The organism is Salipiger thiooxidans (genome assembly GCF_900102075.1).
Taxonomy (GTDB): Bacteria; Pseudomonadota; Alphaproteobacteria; order Rhodobacterales; family Rhodobacteraceae; genus Salipiger; species Salipiger thiooxidans.
In genome coordinates this window covers 13,134-31,356 of the sequence record NZ_FNAV01000017.1, presented here as the reverse complement: position 1 = coordinate 31,356, position 18,223 = coordinate 13,134, and the positions used below count along the sequence as shown (strand labels likewise).

General features: G+C 68.1%; 13 protein-coding genes. 8 read left to right on the top strand and 5 right to left on the bottom strand.

What is annotated here, in order from left to right:
- Window positions 1–289 precede the first annotated feature (289 nt).
- Window positions 290–2,821 (top strand): M10 family metallopeptidase C-terminal domain-containing protein, encoded by a 2,532-nt coding sequence (locus BLQ77_RS21945; RefSeq protein ID WP_089962886.1) that lies wholly within the window; start codon window positions 290–292, stop codon window positions 2,819–2,821.
- A gap of 50 nt (window positions 2,822–2,871) precedes the next feature.
- Here the strand turns inward: BLQ77_RS21945 and BLQ77_RS21940 are convergent, their stop codons facing one another.
- The 4 genes from BLQ77_RS21940 to BLQ77_RS21925 form a co-directional block, all read right to left on the bottom strand.
- Complete coding sequence (locus tag BLQ77_RS21940; protein WP_089962885.1) at window positions 2,872–3,654, bottom strand: IclR family transcriptional regulator; 783 nt, start codon at window positions 3,652–3,654, stop codon at window positions 2,872–2,874.
- Between the two features lie 26 nt (window positions 3,655–3,680).
- A complete protein-coding gene (locus tag BLQ77_RS21935; RefSeq protein WP_089962883.1) occupies window positions 3,681–5,039 on the bottom strand; it encodes a TRAP transporter large permease in 1,359 nt (452 codons plus the stop codon).
- Between the two features lies 1 nt (window position 5,040).
- Complete coding sequence (locus BLQ77_RS21930; protein ID WP_008884090.1) at window positions 5,041–5,709, bottom strand: TRAP transporter small permease; 669 nt, start codon at window positions 5,707–5,709, stop codon at window positions 5,041–5,043.
- A gap of 114 nt (window positions 5,710–5,823) precedes the next feature.
- Window positions 5,824–7,059 carry a TRAP transporter substrate-binding protein gene (locus BLQ77_RS21925; RefSeq protein WP_089962881.1) on the bottom strand — a complete coding sequence of 412 codons (1,236 nt, stop codon included), beginning with the start codon at window positions 7,057–7,059 and terminating at the stop codon, window positions 5,824–5,826.
- 117 nt (window positions 7,060–7,176) lie between these two features.
- On the opposite strand from BLQ77_RS21925, the gene BLQ77_RS21920 reads away from it, so the two are divergent.
- From BLQ77_RS21920 to BLQ77_RS21900, 5 genes are all read left to right on the top strand, one after another.
- A complete protein-coding gene (locus BLQ77_RS21920; RefSeq protein ID WP_089962880.1) occupies window positions 7,177–8,808 on the top strand; it encodes a GMC family oxidoreductase in 1,632 nt (543 codons plus the stop codon).
- A gap of 83 nt (window positions 8,809–8,891) precedes the next feature.
- Complete coding sequence (gene xsc, locus BLQ77_RS21915) at window positions 8,892–10,670, top strand: sulfoacetaldehyde acetyltransferase (protein WP_089962982.1); 1,779 nt, start codon at window positions 8,892–8,894, stop codon at window positions 10,668–10,670.
- Between the two features lie 3 nt (window positions 10,671–10,673).
- The gene (locus tag BLQ77_RS21910; protein ID WP_089962878.1) at window positions 10,674–11,711 is read left to right on the top strand and encodes a YeiH family protein; all 1,038 of its coding nucleotides are present in this window, start codon (window positions 10,674–10,676) and stop codon (window positions 11,709–11,711) included.
- Window positions 11,708–12,850 carry an acetate/propionate family kinase gene (locus BLQ77_RS21905; protein ID WP_089962877.1) on the top strand — a complete coding sequence of 381 codons (1,143 nt, stop codon included), beginning with the start codon at window positions 11,708–11,710 and terminating at the stop codon, window positions 12,848–12,850. The genes BLQ77_RS21910 and BLQ77_RS21905 overlap by 4 nt, the downstream gene beginning before the upstream one ends.
- 202 nt (window positions 12,851–13,052) lie before the next feature.
- On the top strand, window positions 13,053–15,302 hold the full coding sequence (locus BLQ77_RS21900; protein WP_089962875.1) for a hypothetical protein: 2,250 nt from the start codon (window positions 13,053–13,055) through the stop codon (window positions 15,300–15,302).
- 34 nt (window positions 15,303–15,336) lie between these two features.
- On the opposite strand, the gene BLQ77_RS21895 is transcribed toward BLQ77_RS21900, so the two are convergent.
- Window positions 15,337–16,047, bottom strand: coding sequence for a GntR family transcriptional regulator (locus BLQ77_RS21895; RefSeq protein ID WP_089962873.1), 711 nt, complete (start codon window positions 16,045–16,047; stop codon window positions 15,337–15,339).
- Between the two features lie 121 nt (window positions 16,048–16,168).
- Between BLQ77_RS21895 and BLQ77_RS21890 the strand changes: the two genes are divergently transcribed.
- The gene (locus tag BLQ77_RS21890) at window positions 16,169–17,224 is read left to right on the top strand and encodes a zinc-dependent alcohol dehydrogenase (protein WP_089962871.1); all 1,056 of its coding nucleotides are present in this window, start codon (window positions 16,169–16,171) and stop codon (window positions 17,222–17,224) included.
- On the top strand, window positions 17,221–18,222 hold the full coding sequence (locus tag BLQ77_RS21885) for an NAD(P)H-quinone oxidoreductase (RefSeq protein ID WP_089962870.1): 1,002 nt from the start codon (window positions 17,221–17,223) through the stop codon (window positions 18,220–18,222). The genes BLQ77_RS21890 and BLQ77_RS21885 overlap by 4 nt, the downstream gene beginning before the upstream one ends.
- Window position 18,223: the final 1 nt, after the last annotated feature.

Below are 18,223 nucleotides of genomic sequence, written 5' to 3'. Positions count from 1 at the left end.
GCGCCGGCACGCGACATTTCGGTCAGGCGTTAACCTTACCTTAGGTTGAAATTTTCGTTGCTTTTCGACGTATGGCCTTCAAAGTGAGCTTACGGCCCGTGCCGGGCCGAGAGCCACTCATAAGTTTGGTAGCGATTGTGTTCGAGGAAGGTTCAAGGCCGTGTTTTCGGCTCGCAGCCCTTTGAAGAGTGTCCGGCCGGTATCGGCCTTCGATTGGAAACAAACGCTTTCAGACAGGTCCTTCGGGCGCAGCCCTGAGGGAAAATTTCATTAGATCAGGACGTTGAACATGGCCGTTGTGACCGAGACCACGGATGCCCCGGAAAATGACACCACCCCGTACGAGATCGTCGTCGGCGACAGCTTTCAGGGCACGCTGAGCCCGACGGGCGAACGCGACTGGATCGCCATAGATCTCGTGCAAGGCGATCTCGTCAGTTTCACCTTGACCGGCGGGTCGCTCTCGGATCCCTACCTGCGGATCTACGACAGCACGGGCGCGCTCGTCGATTACAACGACGATTTCGGCGAGGGGCTCGACTCCTTCCTGACCCTCGCGGTCGAGAGCACCGAGACCTATTACATCGAGGTCGCCTCCTGGTCGGACGATGGCAGCGGCAGCTACACGCTCGAGACTGCGGTGGCGCCGCCCCCCGATCCGCTCGACGCCATCGACTGGGGCACCCAGCTTTCCGACAACGAGGTGACCTACTATTTCGCGCCCAACGGCGTCACCGCGGACGGCGTGACCTCGGAGGGCTACAACGCCTACGAGATGGCGCGGTTCGAGGCCGCCTTCGCGATGATCGCGACCTACACCAACCTGACCTTCACCGAGGTCAACTCGGCGGCGGCTGCGGATTTCACCTTCGTGCTCGACACCAACGAGCTGCCGAGCAACCTCTACGGCTACATGAACCCGCCGGGTGAGCCCAACCCGGGGGTCGGTGTCTTCAACGGCAACAACTGGGACCGCAGCGCCGGCGGCTCGCTCGATCTGGGCGGCGACGGATTTTTCACTGTGATCCACGAGCTCGGCCACGGGCTGGGGCTGGCGCATCCGCACGACACCGGCGGCACCTCGGAGGTGATGACCGGGGTGGACGGGTCGTCGGACACCGGCACCTTCTCGCTGAACCAGGGCATTTTCACGGTGATGTCCTACAACTCGAGCTTCGTGGAGGGGCCGGTCGGCACCCCGGCGCCGGACACCAATTCCGGTTCGATGGGCTCGTTCATGGCCTTCGATATCGCGCTCCTGCAGCAGAAATACGGTGCCAATCCCAACACCGGCAGCGGCAACTCGGTCTACACGCTCGATGACGACACCTCGTACTGGCTGGCGATCTACGACGTCGGCGGCACCGACACCATCGTCAACGACAGCAACACCGCGGCCACCATCGACCTGCGCGCCGCCTCCCTGCTCTTCGAGGCGGGCGGCGGCGGCTTCGCCTCGGCCATCGACGGCATCGCGGGCGGGTTCACCATCGCCAACGGTACGGTGATCGAGAACGCCACCGGCGGCGCCGCGGGCGACACGCTCAGCGGCAACGCCATCGCCAACGTCCTGGTCGGGCTCGCGGGCAACGACACCATCTTCGGGCGGCGTGGCCACGACACCATCAGCGGCGGGACGGGCAATGACAGCATCGACGCCGGGTTGGGGAACGACATCGTCGCGGGCGGCATCGGCGCCGACGACATGGACGGTGGGGCGGGCCGCGACGCGCTTACCTACGCCGCCTCGGGCGCCGCGGTGAACATCCGGCTCGGGTCCTCGAACAACACCGGTGGCGACGCTGAGGGGGACATCATCACCAGCTTCGAGCGCGTCGTGGGATCGGACTTCAACGACGTGATGCGCGCCATGGACCTTGCCGGCACGACGCTGGAGGGCGGGGACGGGAACGACCGGCTCTATGGCGGCCTGAACGCTCAGGTTCTGCGGGGCGAGGCCGGCAACGACACCATCACCGGCTACGGTGGGCCGAACATCAACCAGTCCGGCATCGGAGACGTCATCGACGGCGGCTTCGGCAATGACATCCTTGCGGGCTCTGCGGGCGCGGACACGATCATCGGAGGCTTCGGCAACGACATCATCGCGGGCAATGCGAACGACGACAGCCTCGTCGGGAACAACGGCAAGGACACGGTGACCTACGCCAACTCGGACGCCGGGGTGAACGTGCTGCTCAACAGCGCCAGCAACAGCGGTGGCCATGCTGCGGGCGACATCCTCGAAGGGTTCGAGCGCGTCGTGGGGTCGGACTTCGACGACACCATCGCCGCCAACAACGTCAACGCCGCCACCATCGAGGGCGGCGCGGGCAACGACCGGATCATCGGCGGCGGCAATTTCCAGAGCCTGCGCGGCGGGGGCGGCAACGATACGATCACTGGCTATTCCGGCGCGGACCCGTCCTCGTCGAGCGTGCGCGACATCATCGTGGGCGATGCCGGCAACGACGTGCTTGCGGGCGCGGGAGGGGACGACACCATCGACGGCGGTACCGGCAACGACCTGATCCGTGGCAATGCGGGCGATGACATCCTAAACGGCGGCACCGGGTTCGACACCTTCATCTTCGGGCTGACCTCCGAGACCGACACCATCCTGGATTTCCAGGACGACATCGACACGCTGCGGCTCGAGCAGGCGATCTGGGGTGGGGGGCTCACGGCGCAGGAGGTGGTGGACACCTTCGCCGTCGATACCTCTGGCGACACGGTGTTCGACTTCGGTTCCGGGCTCGTCGTGGTGGTCGAGAACATGGCCGACCGGCAGGACATGGTGGACGACCTGAGCTTCGCCTGAGGTCCCCGCGATGGAATAGGGGTCGGCGCGCGGGCGCCGGCCCTTTGCGTTCAGACGGGCTCGTCCTCGCCCGCCAGCAGCTTCGACAGGTCGTCGGCGGCGGCACGCAGGGGGGCGAGGAACTCGAGCGCATGGTCGATGTCGAAGCGCTGGGTCGGCGCGTGGAACGACAGCGTCGCCATCAGCCGCCCGTTGACGTCGGCGATGGGCACCGCCAGCGCGATCATGTCGACCATGAACTCCTCGCGGTCGAGCGCGTAGCCGTTGCTCCGCACCTCCTCGAGCTCGCGCAGGATCGCCTCGGGGGTGGTCAGCGTGTTCGGCGTATGGGCCACGAGGTCGGTGGCGTCGAGGTAGCGCTCGAGGTGGTTCGATGCCAGCGAGCTCAGGTACATCTTGCCCGAGGCGGTGCAGTAGAACGGCACCGAAGTGCCGATGGGCAGCTGGATGCGCAGCGGCCACTCGGTCTCGACCCGTTCGAGGTAGGTCATCGCGTTGCGCTCGGGCATGGCGATGTTGCAGGTCTCGCCCACCTGCGCCGAGAGCTTGCGCAGAATCGCCTGCCGTGCGGTGCGGATGCGGCGGGACGAGATGATGCCGCCCGCGAGCTGCCGCAGGCGCGGGCCGGGCGAATAGGTCCGCCCGTCCATGTCGCGCTGCAGGAAGCCCTCGTCCTCGAGGGTCGCGAACAGCCGGTGGATGGTGGGCTTGGGCAGCCCCAGCACGTCGTTGACGGCGGTGGGGGTCACCGGGACACCGGCGCGCGCGACTTCCTCGAGCACCGTCAGCAGCCGCAGGTTGGTGGGTATCGTGTCGCTCTTGCCGGCGTCCATCGCGTTCCTTCCTTCACTTTCCACGTCTACGGCAGCAGTGCCGTCGAAAGCTCGGGCACCAGCGCCACCAGCAACCACACCGTAATCAGTGCGGCGAGGTAGGGAACGGTATAGCGGAGCAGGCGGAAGTATGGAACGCCGGTCACGCCCGAGGCCACGTAGAGGTTCAGGCCGTAGGGCGGGGTGATGAAGCCGATCGACGCGCCGACGAGGAAGACCACCGCGAACTGAATCGGATCCACGCCGATCGAGGCCGCGATGGGCGCGAGGATCGGGGCGAGGATGATGGTCACCGGCAGGCTCTCGAGCACCATGCCCGCCACGAAGACGATGGCCATGGCGGTAAACAGCGTCGGGTAGTAGCCGCCCATGCCGGTCACGAAGGCGGTGATGCTCTCCTGCGCGCCCAGCACCGAGAGGATCTGCTGCATCACCACCGACACCGCGATCAGCGGCGCGAGGATGCCGGTGATCTGCGCCGAGCGCATGGTGATCGAGGGCAGCTCGATGGGGCCGAAGCCGCGCACCACCAGCATCTCGCCGTAGCTGCGCTCGGACACGTCCGGGCGCTCGTCTCGGCCGCGGTTGATGAGCCTGTGAAGAGGCAGGCAGAGAAAGCCCACCACCACGCAGAAGCCCACGGTGACGCCCGCGGCCTCGGTGGGAGAGAACTTGCCGGTATAGATGCCCCAGAGCACCAGCCCGATGGCGAAGAAGCCGAGCCAGGCGCCGATGCCGGTCTTGACCACGCGGCTGAGCGACAGGGCGATGAGGTAGCCCCAGCCGTGGCGCCAGCAGATCAGGAAGCAGACCAGCATCATCGCGAGCACCATGAGAATGCCGGGGATGATGCCCGCCATGAACAGGTCGGAGATCGGCAGGTTCATCATGAAGCCGTAGACAATGAAGATGATCGACGGCGGGATGATGATGCCCACGGTGCCGCCCGCCGCGGCCGTCGCCGCCGAGAAGCGAGCGTCGTAGCCGCCCTTGACCATCTCGGGGTGCAGCATTGAGCCGATGGTGGCGGTGGTGGCCGAGTTCGAGCCCGAGATCGCCGCGAAGAGCCCGCAGGCCCCGAGCGAGGCCATGCCGAGCCCGCCGCGGATCCAGCCAAGGCAGGAATAGGCGAAGTCCGACAGGCGCCTTGCGATGCCGGAGCGGTTGATCAGGTCGCCGGTCAGGATGAAGAGCGGCATGGCGAGCAGCGCGAAGCCGTCGGTGAACACGTCCGCCAGCGCCGCCCCGATGTTGTCGAGCGGAAGCTCCAGCACGAAGGACATGCCGATGACCCAGTAGCCGATCACGAGGAAGACGGGGACGCCGAACATGAAGAGCATGGTCACGCCCAGCGAGATGAGGGTGATGAGGGTTCCGTCGCTCATGTCATTCGCCTCCGATCACGGCGGGCTCGATGAGCGTCGCCTCGGAGCGGTATGCGTGGAAGTCCTCGAGCAGGTTCTCGAGCGCGCGGGCGGCCAGCAGCGTGAACGCGAGCGGCACCGAGACGAGGAACCACCATTGCATAACGTTGTCGGTGCCCAGCATGATCTGGAAGTTCGAGGCTGAGTTCACCGCCACCCGGGTCGAGGTCACCACGACGACCCAGCAGAAGCCGAACCAGAGCGCGGCGTCGAGGATCAGGCAGCCCATCTGTCCGGCGCGCGGCAGGGCGTTGCGCAGCTCGGCGAAGGCGAGGTGGGTCCGCAGCTTGACGTTATGGCTGCAGCCGAACCACGTCATGATGAGGAACAGGAACGGGGGCAGGGTTGTCGACCACGGCGCCTGCTGCTGCAGCACGAAGCGCCGGAACACCTCGACGCAGATGATGCCGCCGATGGCGAGATAGCTGATCACCATCACCGTCGCTTCGAAATGCCGGTCGAGCACCGGGATCAGCTTGTAGAGCATCAGCACCAGCGACGCCCCGGCCATGAGGCCGATCAGGCCCAGCGGCCAGACGGCGGGTTGGCCCAGCGCCTCGCTAAGCATCCATGAATCGCCCGCCGCGATCGCGCTGAAGATCTCTCCAGTCCCTTGAAACCAGCCGGTCATACCCTGTCCTCCCTTGGGTTCGCCGCAATGTCCCGTCGCCGTCTTTCACGCGGCGCGTCGTGACGGGGTGCGCGCGTCTCCTCCCAGCCGCGCGCACCCCGAGGTCTTCCGATGTCAGGCCGAGCGCCACCAGCGCCGCGGCTCGACGTTCTCGGGCAGGGTGTCCTTGGGGATCTGCCGCGCAACCTCGTAGATCGACTTGTAGGTGTCGATGCCGCCCGCCCAGTTGTCGAGACGGTCGCGCCACTGCGCCCAGGGGTCGGGGTTGTACTCGGGCGAGCACATCTCCTCGGCCATCTGGATCTGGTCGTCGGGCAGGAAGGCCGGTCGCACTCCGTGCTCGACGAAGAGCGTGCCGGGAAGCTGCGGGTCCGAGAAGCCCACGGTCTTGACCAGCGCCGCCTCGTTCGCCGCCTGCACATGCACCTGCGCGAGGTAGGCCGACTCCATGATGGCGTCCTGCAGGTGGCCTTCCATGCTGTCGAAGACCTTGGCCGACATCGAGGTGTGCTCGGTGCCGCAGAAGAACTTCAGGTCCACCGACTGGCTGACCACCGGCGACATGTTGGCGTAGGCCACGGCCGAGGCCCAGGTCTCGGCGCCGTCGATGAGGCCCTGCTTGAGGCCGTCGAGGGTCTCTTCCCAGGCCACCGGCACCGGGTTGAGGTTCAGAAGCTGCATGGCGATACGGCCAAGCTGGGTGCCGGTCACCCGGTTCTTGGTGCCGAACAGCTCTTCGAGCTTCGACACCGTCGGCTTGTCGGCGAAGGTCTTGCCCATCTGCAGCCCGCGCAGTTCGCAATGCGAGAACAGGAATTTCAGCCCGTGGCGCTTTTCCAGTGGCTCGCGCAGGAGTTTCTGGCTCTCGGGGCTGTAGAGGAAGTGGTACTGCGCGGCGCGGCTCGGGAACATGTAGGCGTAGTCGAGCACGTTCAGGTAGGGCGCGCCGCCGGCGGAGTTCTGGGTTGAGGCGGCATACATGTCCACGACGCCGATCTGGGTCTTCTCGACGCAGTTGAGCTGACCGCAGATCTGGTTGTCGCCGATGAATTCCACGCGGATCTCGCCCTCGGTCCTCTCCTCCAGGTCCCGGGCGAATTCCAGCGCTCCCATGCGCTCGATCAGCAGGTTCTGCGCATTGAAGCCCGACGCGCCCATCTTGAGCGTGTGCTTGGGCTCCTTGGCGAAGCGTTTCTCGTAGGTGGTCTGCGCGGCGCGGACGACCTCGGGCAGCGTGGCGGCACCCGCGAAGGCACCAGCGCCAAGCACCACCGACGACAGGCCGAACTGCCCGGACAAGCGGAACAGATCCCGGCGCGAGATCGCGCTGAGGGCTTTTGAGACTTTCATGTTTTCCTCCCTTGCAGTCAAAAATGAGACTTGCAGTATCAATATTTGAAGATTTATGTCTGATCAGGCAAGAAGAAATTCACGAAGCGCCCAAGGCTTCGATGGGAGGAGACGGAAATGGCTGATATCACGGCGGATTACGTGATCGTTGGAGCGGGCTCTGCGGGCTGCGTACTGGCGAATCGGCTCTCTGCCGATCCCGCGATCCGTGTGGTGCTGCTCGAGGCCGGGGGGCGTGACTGGAACCCGTGGATCCATATCCCGGTGGGTTACTTCAAGACCATGCACAACCCGTCCGTGGACTGGTGCTACAAGACCGAGCCCGACCCCGGCCTGAACGGGCGCAGCATCGACTGGCCGCGCGGCAAGGTGCTGGGCGGGTCGTCGTCGCTCAACGGTCTGCTCTACGTGCGGGGCCAGCCGCAGGACTACATGCGCTGGCGCCAGATGGGCAATCCGGGCTGGGGCTGGGACGAGGTGCTGCCGCTCTTCAAGCGCTCGGAATGCCAGGAGCGCGGCGCCGACGAGTACCACGGCACCGACGGCCCGCTCTCGGTCAGCAACATGCGGCTCCAACGCCCGATCTGCGATGCCTGGATCGCCGCGGCGCAGGCGGCGGGCTATCCCTACAACCCCGACTACAACGGCGCCGTGCAGGAGGGGGTGAGCTACTTCCAGCTCACCACCCGCAACGGCCGGCGCTGTTCGGCGGCGGTGGCCTTCCTGAACCCGGCGCGCAGCCGGCCCAACCTGCAGATCATCACCCGCGCACACACCCAGAAGGTGCTGGTCGAGGGCGGCCGGGCTTCGGGCGTGGTCTACCGCGACGAGGCGGGCGCGCTGCACACGGTGCGGGCCAAGGGCGAGGTTATCCTGTCCTCGGGCGCCATCGGCTCGCCGCAGCTCCTGATGCTGTCGGGCATCGGCGAGGCGTCGCAGCTGCGCGAGCACGGCATCGAGGTGCTGCGCGACATGCCGGCGGTGGGCAAGAACCTGCAGGATCACCTCCAGGCGCGGCTGGTCTTCAAATGCAACGAACCCACGCTCAACGACGAGGTGCGCAGCCTCGTGAACCAGGCCCGCATCGCGCTGAAATACGCGCTGTTCCGGGCCGGGCCGATGACCATGGCGGCAAGCCTCGCCACCGGTTTCATGCGCACCGCGCCGCATCTCGAGACGCCGGACATCCAGTTTCACGTCCAGCCGTGGTCGGCGGACAGCCCCGGCGAGGGGGTTCACCCGTTCTCGGCCTTCACCATGTCGGTCTGCCAGCTGCGCCCGGAAAGCCGCGGCGAGATCCGGCTGCGCTCGGCCGATGCCGGCGCCTACCCGGCGATCATCCCGCGCTACCTGTCGACCGAGCTCGACTGCCGCACCATCGTCGAGGGGGTGAAGATCGCCCGCCGCATCGCGCGCCACGCGCCGCTGACCTCGAAGATCTCCGAGGAATACCGGCCCGACCGCACGCTCGACCTCGACGATTACGACGGGACGCTCGACTGGGCGCGCAACCATTCAAGTTCGATCTACCACCCCACCGGCACCTGCCGCATGGGCCCCGAGCCCGGCGCCGTGGTCGATGCGCGCCTGCGGGTGAAGGGCGTGCAGGGGCTGCGGGTGGCCGATTGCTCGATCATGCCCGAGATCGTCTCGGGCAACACCAACGCGCCGGCGATCATGATCGGGGAAAAGGCCTCGGACATGATCCTCGAGGATCGCAAGGCGGGCGCATTGCAGCGCAGCGCCTGAAATCATCAATTTTCGGGAGGAAAGAAACGATGCTAGACAAGCAGATGACGGAAAGCCGTCCGGCCAGCAAGGGAGGGACCAGCATGAAGATGACAACCGAGGAAGCCTTCGTGAAGGTGCTGCAGCGCCACGGCATCCGCCATGCCTTCGGGATCATCGGCTCGGCCATGATGCCGATCTCGGATCTTTTCCCCAAGGCGGGCATCACCTTCTGGGATTGCGCCCACGAGGGCTCGGCGGGGATGATGGCCGACGGCTACACCCGCGCCACCGGCAAGATGTCGATGATGATCGCCCAGAACGGCCCCGGCATCACCAACTTTGTCACCGCGGTGAAGACCGCCTACTGGAACCACACGCCGCTGCTGCTGGTGACGCCGCAGGCCGCCAACAAGACCATCGGGCAGGGTGGTTTTCAGGAGGTCGAGCAGATGAAGCTGTTCGAGGACATGGTCGCCTATCAGGAAGAGGTGCGCGACCCCAGCCGCGTGGCCGAGGTGCTGACGCGCGTCATCGCCAAGGCCAAGCTTCTGTCGGCGCCGGCGCAGCTCAACATCCCGCGCGACATGTGGACCCAGATCGTCGACATCGCGATCCCCGATCCCATCGAGTTCGAGCGCTCCTCGGGCGGTGAGAACTCGGTCACGCGCGCCGCCGAGCTGCTGTCGGGCGCGAAGAACCCGGTGATCCTGAACGGCGCCGGCGTGGTGCTGTCCGAGGGCGGCATCGCGGCCTCGATGGCACTGGCCGAGCGGCTCGATGCGCCTGTCTGCGTGGGCTACCAGCACAACGATGCCTTCCCGGGCTCGCACCCGCTCTTTGCCGGTCCGCTGGGCTACAACGGCAGCAAGGCGGGGATGGAACTGATCGCCGCGGCGGATGTCGTCCTGTGTCTCGGCACCCGGCTCAACCCGTTCTCGACCCTGCCGGGCTACGGCATCGACTACTGGCCCAAGGACGCCAAGATCATCCAGATCGACATCAACCCCGACCGCATCGGGCTGACCAAGAAAGTCTCGGTCGGCATCGTCGGCGACGCGGCGAGGGTTGCGAAGGGGATCCTGTCGCAGCTCTCGCCCTCGGCCGGTGACGAGGGCCGCGACGCGCGCAAGGCCAGGATCGCCGAGACCAAGTCGAAGTGGGCGCAGCAGCTGTCGTCGATGGATCACGAGGACGACGATCCGGGCACGTCCTGGAACGAGCGCGCCCGCGCCGACAAGCCAGACTGGATGAGCCCGCGCATGGCGTGGCGCGCGATCCAGTCGGCGCTGCCCAAGGACGCGATCATCTCGTCCGACATCGGCAACAACTGTGCCATCGGCAACGCCTACCCGGCCTTCGAGGCGGGGCGGAAGTATCTCGCCCCCGGGCTCTTCGGCCCCTGCGGCTACGGTCTGCCCGCCATCGTCGGCGCCAAGATCGGCTGCCCGGACGTGCCGGTCGTGGGCTTTGCCGGGGACGGCGCCTTCGGCATCGCGGTGAACGAACTGACCGCCATCGGCCGCGGCGAGTGGCCGGCGATCACCCAGATCGTCTTCCGCAACTACCAGTGGGGCGCCGAGAAGCGGAATTCGACGCTGTGGTTCGACGACAATTTCGTCGGCACCGAGCTCGACACGCAGGTGAGCTACGCCGGCATCGCGCAGGCCTGCGGCCTGAAGGGCGTCGTGGCGCGCACCATGGAAGAGCTGACCGAGGCGCTCAACACCGCGATCAAGGACCAGATGGAACACGGCAAGACCACGCTCATCGAGGCGATGATCAACCAGGAACTGGGCGAGCCCTTCCGGCGCGACGCCATGAAGAAGCCGGTGAGCGTCGCGGGGATCGACCCCGCGGACATGATGGACCAGCCCGGCTGATCCATGCGCGAGAGCCTTGCCACCCTGACGTCCGGCCATCTGCTGGCCGGACGCATCCGGGAGTATTTTCCCGGTGCCATGGTCTCGATCCTCGTGGCGCTTGCCGCGCAGTTCGTGGCCGAGCACTACGGTGCCCCCGCGATGCTGATGGCGCTTCTGTTCGGCATCGCGCTCAACTTCCTCGGTGCCGAGGGCCCCACGGCGCCCGGCATCGCGCTCAGCGCCCGCACGGTGCTGCGCATCGGCGTGGCCATCCTCGGCGCGCGGATCAGCGTCGAGATGCTGCTGTCGCTGGGGCTCGGCATGATCGGCCTGCTGGTGGCCGGGACCGTCTGCACCATCTTCTTCGGCCTCGCGCTGGCAAGGCTCATCGGCCAGCGCACCCGCTTTGCCGTGCTGACCGCGGGCGCGGTGGCGATCTGCGGCGCCTCGGCGGCCATGGCCATCGCCGCGGTGCTGCCGCGCGACGAGCGCTCGGAACGTGACCTGCTCTTCACGGTGCTGGGGGTGACGGTGCTCTCGACCGTGGCGATGATCCTCTACCCGATCCTGACGCGGGCCATGGGGTTCGACGACGTCACCGCCGGGGCCTTCATCGGGGCCACCGTGCATGACGTGGCGCAGGTGGTGGGCGCGGGCTTCTCGATCTCCGAGACCGCGGGCGAGACCTCGACGCTGGTCAAGCTCATCCGCGTGTCCTTCCTCGCCCCCGTGGTGGTTGTCATCACCCTGCTGTCGCAGCGCAGCGGCGGCGCGGTGACCGAGGGCAAGCGGCCGCCGATCATCCCGGGCTTCGTGCTGGGCTTCCTCGTGCTCGCCGGGCTCAACAGCTTTGATCTGATCCCGCCGGTGCTGGGCGCCTTCCTTGCCAAGCTGTCGTCCTGGGCGCTGCTCGCGGCGATCGCGGCGGTGGGCATGAAGACCGACCTGCGCAACATCATCAAGGTGGGCGGCGGTGCCATCGCGCTGATCGTGGCCGAGACGCTGTTCCTCGCGGCGCTGGCGCTGACCGGGCTGCGCTTCATCGAGCTGGCGCCATGACCGGCGCCGTGCTTGCCCTGAACGCCGGCAGCTCGTCGTTCAAGTTCGCGCTGGCCAATGCGGGGGCGCCCGGGACGCCACTGCTCTGGGGCGTGGTCGACCGGCTCGGCACCGAAGAGGGTGTCCTGTCGCTCAAGGGGCAGGGCGGGGCCGCCACCACGCCGCTTGCCGCGCCCGACCACGGTGCGGCGCTGGCGGCGCTGCTCGAGGCCATCGAGACGCGCTGCCCGGGGCTGCGGGTCACCGCCGTCGCGCATCGCATCGTGCACGGCGGCAGCGCCTTCACCGCGCCCGAACCGGTCACGCCCGCGCTTCTCGAGGCGCTCGAGGCGCTGGTGCCGCTGGCGCCTCTGCACCAGCCGCACGGGCTGCGCGGGATCCGCACCGCGCTCGAGCTCTTCCCCGACGCGGGCCACGTCGCCTGCTTCGACACGGCCTTCCACGCGGGCAAGCCATGGGTGCACGACGCCTACGCCCTGCCGCGGCGCTTCTACGACGAGGGGATCCGCCGCTACGGGTTCCACGGGCTCGCCTGCGCCTCGATCTGCCGGGCGCTCGGGGCCGATGGCTATCCGCTCGCCGAGCGCAGGATCGCCATCGCCCATCTCGGCAACGGCTGCTCGGTCACCGCGGTGCGGCACGGGCGGTCGGTGTCGAACAGCATGGGGTTCTCGGCGCTCGAGGGGCTGGCCATGGGCACCCGCTGCGGGCGCCTCGACCCGGGCGTGCTGCTGCACCTGATGCGGGGCGGCATGGATGTGACCGCGCTCGAGGCGCTGCTCTACCGCAAGTCGGGCCTGCTGGGGCTCTCGGGGCTGTCGAACGACATGCGCGATCTCGCCCGGTCGGGAAGCGTCGCCGCCGAGGAGGCCATCGCCTATTTCATCGAGCGCACGGTCGAGGAGATCTGCCGCGCCGCGGGCGTCATGGGCGGGCTCGACGCGGTGGTGTTCAGCGGCGGCATCGGCGAGAACGCCGCCGACATCCGCGCGGCGGTGATGGCGCGTCTGGCCTTCCTGCCCGGGGCCGAGGGGGCTGGTCTCGAGATGCTCGTGCGCCCCGCTGACGAAGAGGCGGAACTCTTGCGCACCGCCGCCGGTCTCCGCGCCGCAGAACAGGGCCACCCGGCGGCGCGCTGACGCCCTTTCCCCGGACCGCGTCGCCGCTATCTGTGCGGAGGCGGGGGCCGGGCAGCGGTTCATTCCCTCATCCCGGGACGCGGCGACGCCCGGGCCCGCCCTCATTCCGGCGGCAGCCGACGCGGGCAGGTCCGAAAACGCTTGCCTGCACCCTGCCTTCGCCGGTCTGATCGGGACAGGACATGCGAAGGAGCGACGGACCATGATCGAGAGACGCGGATTGCTGGGCTGGTTCCTGGCCTCGCCGGCGGCGGCGTCGCAATCGACCCTCGGCGGAAGTGGCACCCCGGACCCGGACCTTTCCGCCGCCGAGCGCGCGCAGGCCGCGGCGGCGGCGGCAGAGGCCTCCGAGATCCGCGCCTCGATGAGCGCCGAGGCGGCGGCGACGGCCGAGGCCAACATCGGCGCGGTGCGGCTGTCGTCTGCGGGCGTGCTGCCGGGCAACCGCGCGGCCGCGAACGACGCGCGGCTCGACGCCTTCGAGAAGCGCTTCCGCTCGACGCTGGTGGACGGGCAGGGGCAGACCATCCCCGTCACCCGCATCCCCGAGGGCAACCGCTACCGCAACGTCTTCTGGGAGGTCGAGAATTTCGAGGGCGGGCTTACCGCCCGCGTCGCCGCCCGCGACACCATCAAGGTCAACACCGTGCTGGTCACCCGCAGCGAGCTTTACGAGAGCTGGCCGCAGGACAAATGCTTCCTGTTCAAGCCCAAGGGCCCCTACAACGCCAATTCCGAGCAGGTGCTGTTCCTGCCCTGGGTCAAGGGCTCGGGCCACGGCAACCGCGACATGTCGACCTCGCTGATCCGCGGCACGCCCAAGCGGCTGGGCCCGGACATCGAGCACCTTTTCCAGCGCATCGACGAGGGCGCGGGCACCGGCGGCTCGACCTGGTCGGCGGGCGAGGTGGACGGGCAGATGCTGATGATCGAGCGCGAGAAGGACGTCGAGGGCACCATCCGCGACCACCATCTCTGGGGCCGGCGCCTGCACGAGGCGCGGCTCGACCAGCAGCTCGAGGTGAGCGCCGAGCCCGGTGACGGCACCGTGCGGCTGACCTTCGTGGGGGAGGCGGGCAACGACACCCACGGGCTGAAACCCGGCGACCGCTTCGGCGTCTCGGGCGTGGCCAAGCAGCGGGTGGGCGGCACCGCGATCTCGGGCGAGTACGTGGTGAAATCCGTGGTCGATGCGCACAGCGTGGTGGTGACGGCGGACGACATCACCGGCAGCGACAGCGCCACGCTGGCGCCGACACGGCTGGTCTTCCGCGAGGACCGCTTCGCCGAGATCCTCGTCGATGGCGGCGGCGGGCCCAAGAGCCTCTCGGAGGCGCTGCGCGATTTCGACGGCTCCGCCTGGCCGACGCCGGTGACCGAGATGCACAGCTTCGGCCGGGTGCCGGGCTCGGACAGCTTCTGGTTCGGGCTGCACGGCGGCAAGGGCAATGCCAAGGGTGTCTGGATCATCCGCGTCGACAACCTCTTTGCTGGTGCGACCATCTCCGAGGCGGTTCAGATCGGCGAGCAGGGCGTCGAGCCGACGATCTGGCATGTTGCCGACGACGGAAGGGTTTTCGGCGCCATCCGCTCGCAATCCGAGACCGCCTATCCGCTGCGGATCTACAGCTACAACCCGGCCAAGGGCGGCGTGACGCTGCACGACTTTGCCGACGAGAGCTTCGCCTCGAAATGCGTGATGTCGGGCGACGCGTGGAACGGCAAGCTTGTGGGTGTCGTCAACGGCACCCGCGGCAGCCGCGACGGCACACCCGCCGGGGCGGTCGGGCTTTATGCTTTTGTCTGGGAGAGCTTCGAGGCCTTCGAGGCCGGGGGCTTCGACAGCGCCGAGAGCTACTACATCGGCTCCGACAACTGGGCCGCCGACACTTTCGTCAACAGCGACACCAGCGCGGTGGGCGTGGGTTCGATGGTGGTGCAGGAGAACGGCGTGCTCTGCATCGCGGGCGCGCAGGAGAACCCCGGCACCACCTATGACCGCGACGGCCAGCCCGACATCGTGCTGCGCTACGTCTACGACCTGCTGGCGCCCGAGCCGCACGAGGGCGCGTGGGGAAGCTGGTCGAGCCAGTACGCCAACGAGCCGCCGCGTGACCCGTTCCTCTACGAGATCGTGGCCAAGGTCGACGCGAGCGCGAAATACGCCGTGGCGCCGCGGCACAGCGGGCCGGTGACGATCCGCGCGACGTCCGGCGAGACCGGGCTCTACGAGATCGCCTTCGTCGACCGTGACGGCGCGCCAATGAGTCTGCCGGGCGGGGTCTACAACGTGCTGGCGCTGGCCTCGGGCGCGCCGCGGTACGCGCGGGTGGTGGAGCCGACGCCGGAAGGATTCATCATCGAGATCGCCGATCCCGCCGGCAAGCGCACGAACGCGGATTTCTTCCTCACGGTGACCCACCCGCCGGTCTGGAACCTCGTGCTGTCCTGACCTGCGGCCGGGCTTGCCGCCCGGCGGGCCGGTGTCATTCGTGCTCGGCCACGTGGATCAGCAGGCCCTGTCCGCCCATCTCGATGTCGAAGCGGATGCCTGCCTCGGCGGCGGTGGCGTCGCCGGTCTCGAGCGCGTCGATGATGCGCTCGTGCGGGTGCGGCACCCAGTCGGCGGGCACGCCCGCGTCGTAGAGATGCGACAGGATCGGGCCGCAGCGCACCCAGAGCTTCTCGACCAGATCGTAGGTGATCGGCAGCCGTCCCGCCCGGCACAGCAGCAGGTGGAACTCGGTGTTGAGGTGCACCGCGTCGGCAAAGGACTTGCGGGCGTGACAGTCGGCGATGCCGGTCTGGATGTCGCGCAGCTCTTGCAGTTCCTCGGCGGTGACATGGGTGGCAGCCGAGGCCGCGGCCTTGCCCTCGAGATCCATGCGGATGCTGCGGATCTCCTGCAGCTGGGCGAGCGTCAGGTCGGGCACCACCGCGGTGCCGCGCTCGTCGAAGACCATGGCGCGTTCGAACACCAGCCGCATCAGCGCCTCGCGCATCGGTGTGAGCGAAATCCCGAACCGCTCGGAGAGCGGGCGCAGGCGCAGCCGCTCTCCGGGCTTCAGCTGGCCGCGCATCAGCGCGTTCCGAATCGTGGTGTAAGCGCGGTCGCCAAGGTTCTCGCGCTCGATGGGCGTGATCCAGTCCCCTGAAATGTCAGAGACTTTTCCAGACTTTGCCTTGCTGCCGGACATGCTGCGCGATCCTCCTCTTTACTTGTTATAACAAATAAAACATAAACGAGTCGTTGGCCAGAAAATCATTCCGGCCACCCCGCGAATGGAGAGCGCGGGCAAAGGGAGGAGAGACCCGACGATGCTTGCACTACGCAAGACACGTGCCGGGCGAGGTGTGGACCTCGTCACCACCGGATATGCCGAACCGCTGCCCGCCGAGGGCGAGGTTGAGGTGGCGATCCGTGCCGCGGGGATCTGCGGCAGCGACCTGCACGCGGTGGCATGGGACCCGAGCTACGGCTTCATGGAGCCCTTCCTGCCGCTGACCATCGGGCACGAGTTTGCCGGCCGCGTGGTGGCCGTGGGCGCGGGCGTCACCGCCCTGGTCCCGGGCGACCGGGTGGTGTGCTGGCCGACGCTGCCCTGCGGCACCTGCGACGGTTGCCGGGCCGGGCGCCCCTCGGCCTGCGAGGCGCGGCGTATCGTGGGCCTGCACCGCGACGGTGGTTTTGCCGAGCGGGTGCGGGTGCCCGAGCGCGTGCTGCACCGCATTCCCGAAACACTGGAAGACGATCTCGCGGCGCTGTCCGAGCCGCTCGCCATCGCGGTGAACGCGGTGGACGTGTCGGGCACGCAGTCCGGTGACCGGGTGGTGGTGCTGGGGCCGGGGCCGATCGGCGCGGCGATCGCCTTCGTGGCGCAGGAGCGCGGCGCCGAGGTGCTGCTCGTGGGTCTCGACGATGCCGAACGGCTGGCCATCGCCACGCGCATGGGCATCGCCGCAACCTGCGACCTTTCCGGGACGACGCTCGATGCCGCGGTCCGCGCCCGCTTTGGGACGCGGTGCGACCGGGTGATCGAGGCCACGGGCGCCGCCGCTTCGGTGGCGCAGGGGCTCGAGGTACTGCGCCCCGAGGGCGTCTTCGTTGCCGCCGGCATCCATGCCCGGCCGTTCGAGATCGACCTGTCGCGGCTGGTGCGCGAGAAGAAGCAGCTGCGCGGCGCCCATGACACCACCGAGGCCGCCTTTGCCGAGGCCATCGCGCTGCTCGGACGGCGCGGCGAGGCGCTCTCCCACCTGATCACCCACCGCCTGCCGCTGAGCCGCGGGGTCGAGGCCTTCGACCTCGCCCGCTCGGGCGGCGCGATGAAGGTGCTGCTGCACCCCGACGACCTGGAAGGACAGACCACATGACCGAAACGACGCGAGCCGTGATCGCCGAGGGCGCCGGCGGGCCCGAGGTGCTGCGGGTGATCGAAACGACACGCCCCGAGCCCGGCCCCGGCCAGTTGCTGATCGAGGTGCACGCGGCGGGGATCAACCGTCCCGACGTGATGCAGAGGCAGGGCAATTACCCGCCGCCGCCGGGCGCCTCCGAGGTCTTCGGGCTCGAGCTTGCGGGCGTCGTGGCAAGGCTTGGCGAGGGCGTCACAGGCTTTGCCATCGGCGACCGGGTGATGGGCCTCGTGCATTCCGGCGCCTATGCCGACTGGGCGCTGCTTGACGCGCCCATCGCCATTCCGGTGCCGCGCAGTCTCAGCTTGGCCGAGGCGGGGGCGGTGCCCGAGACCTTCTTCACGGTCTGGTCCAACGTCTTCGAACGCGCGGCGCTGAAGCCGGGCGAGACGCTGCTGGTCCACGGCGGCACCTCGGGCATCGGCACCACCGCGATCCAGCTTGCCAAGGCGCTCGGCTCCACGGTGATCGTCACCGCCGGCAGCGACGGCAAGTGCCAGGCGGCGCGCGATCTGGGGGCGGATCACGCCATCAACTACCGGACGCAGGATTTCGTCGAGGTGGCGCGCGAGCTGACCGGGGGCAGGGGTCCGGACGTGATCCTCGACATGGTCGGCGGCTCCTACATCCAGCGCAACATCGAGCTGCTGGCCGCCGACGGGCGGATCTCGCAGATCGCCTTCCAGCAGGGCAGCAAGGCCGAGGTCGACTTCCTGCCGCTGCTGATGAAGCGCGGCACCATCACCGCCTCGACCCTGCGGGCGCGGCCGGTGGAGATGAAGGCCAAGCTCGCCCGCGCGCTCACCGAACACGTGGTGCCGCTGCTCGCCAGCGGTGCCGTCCGCCCGCCCATCGACTCGACATTTGCCCTCGAAGACGTGGCCCGCGCGCACGCCCGCATGGATGGCGGGTCGCACGTGGGCAAGATCGTCCTTCTCATGAAACCGGAGACCTGAG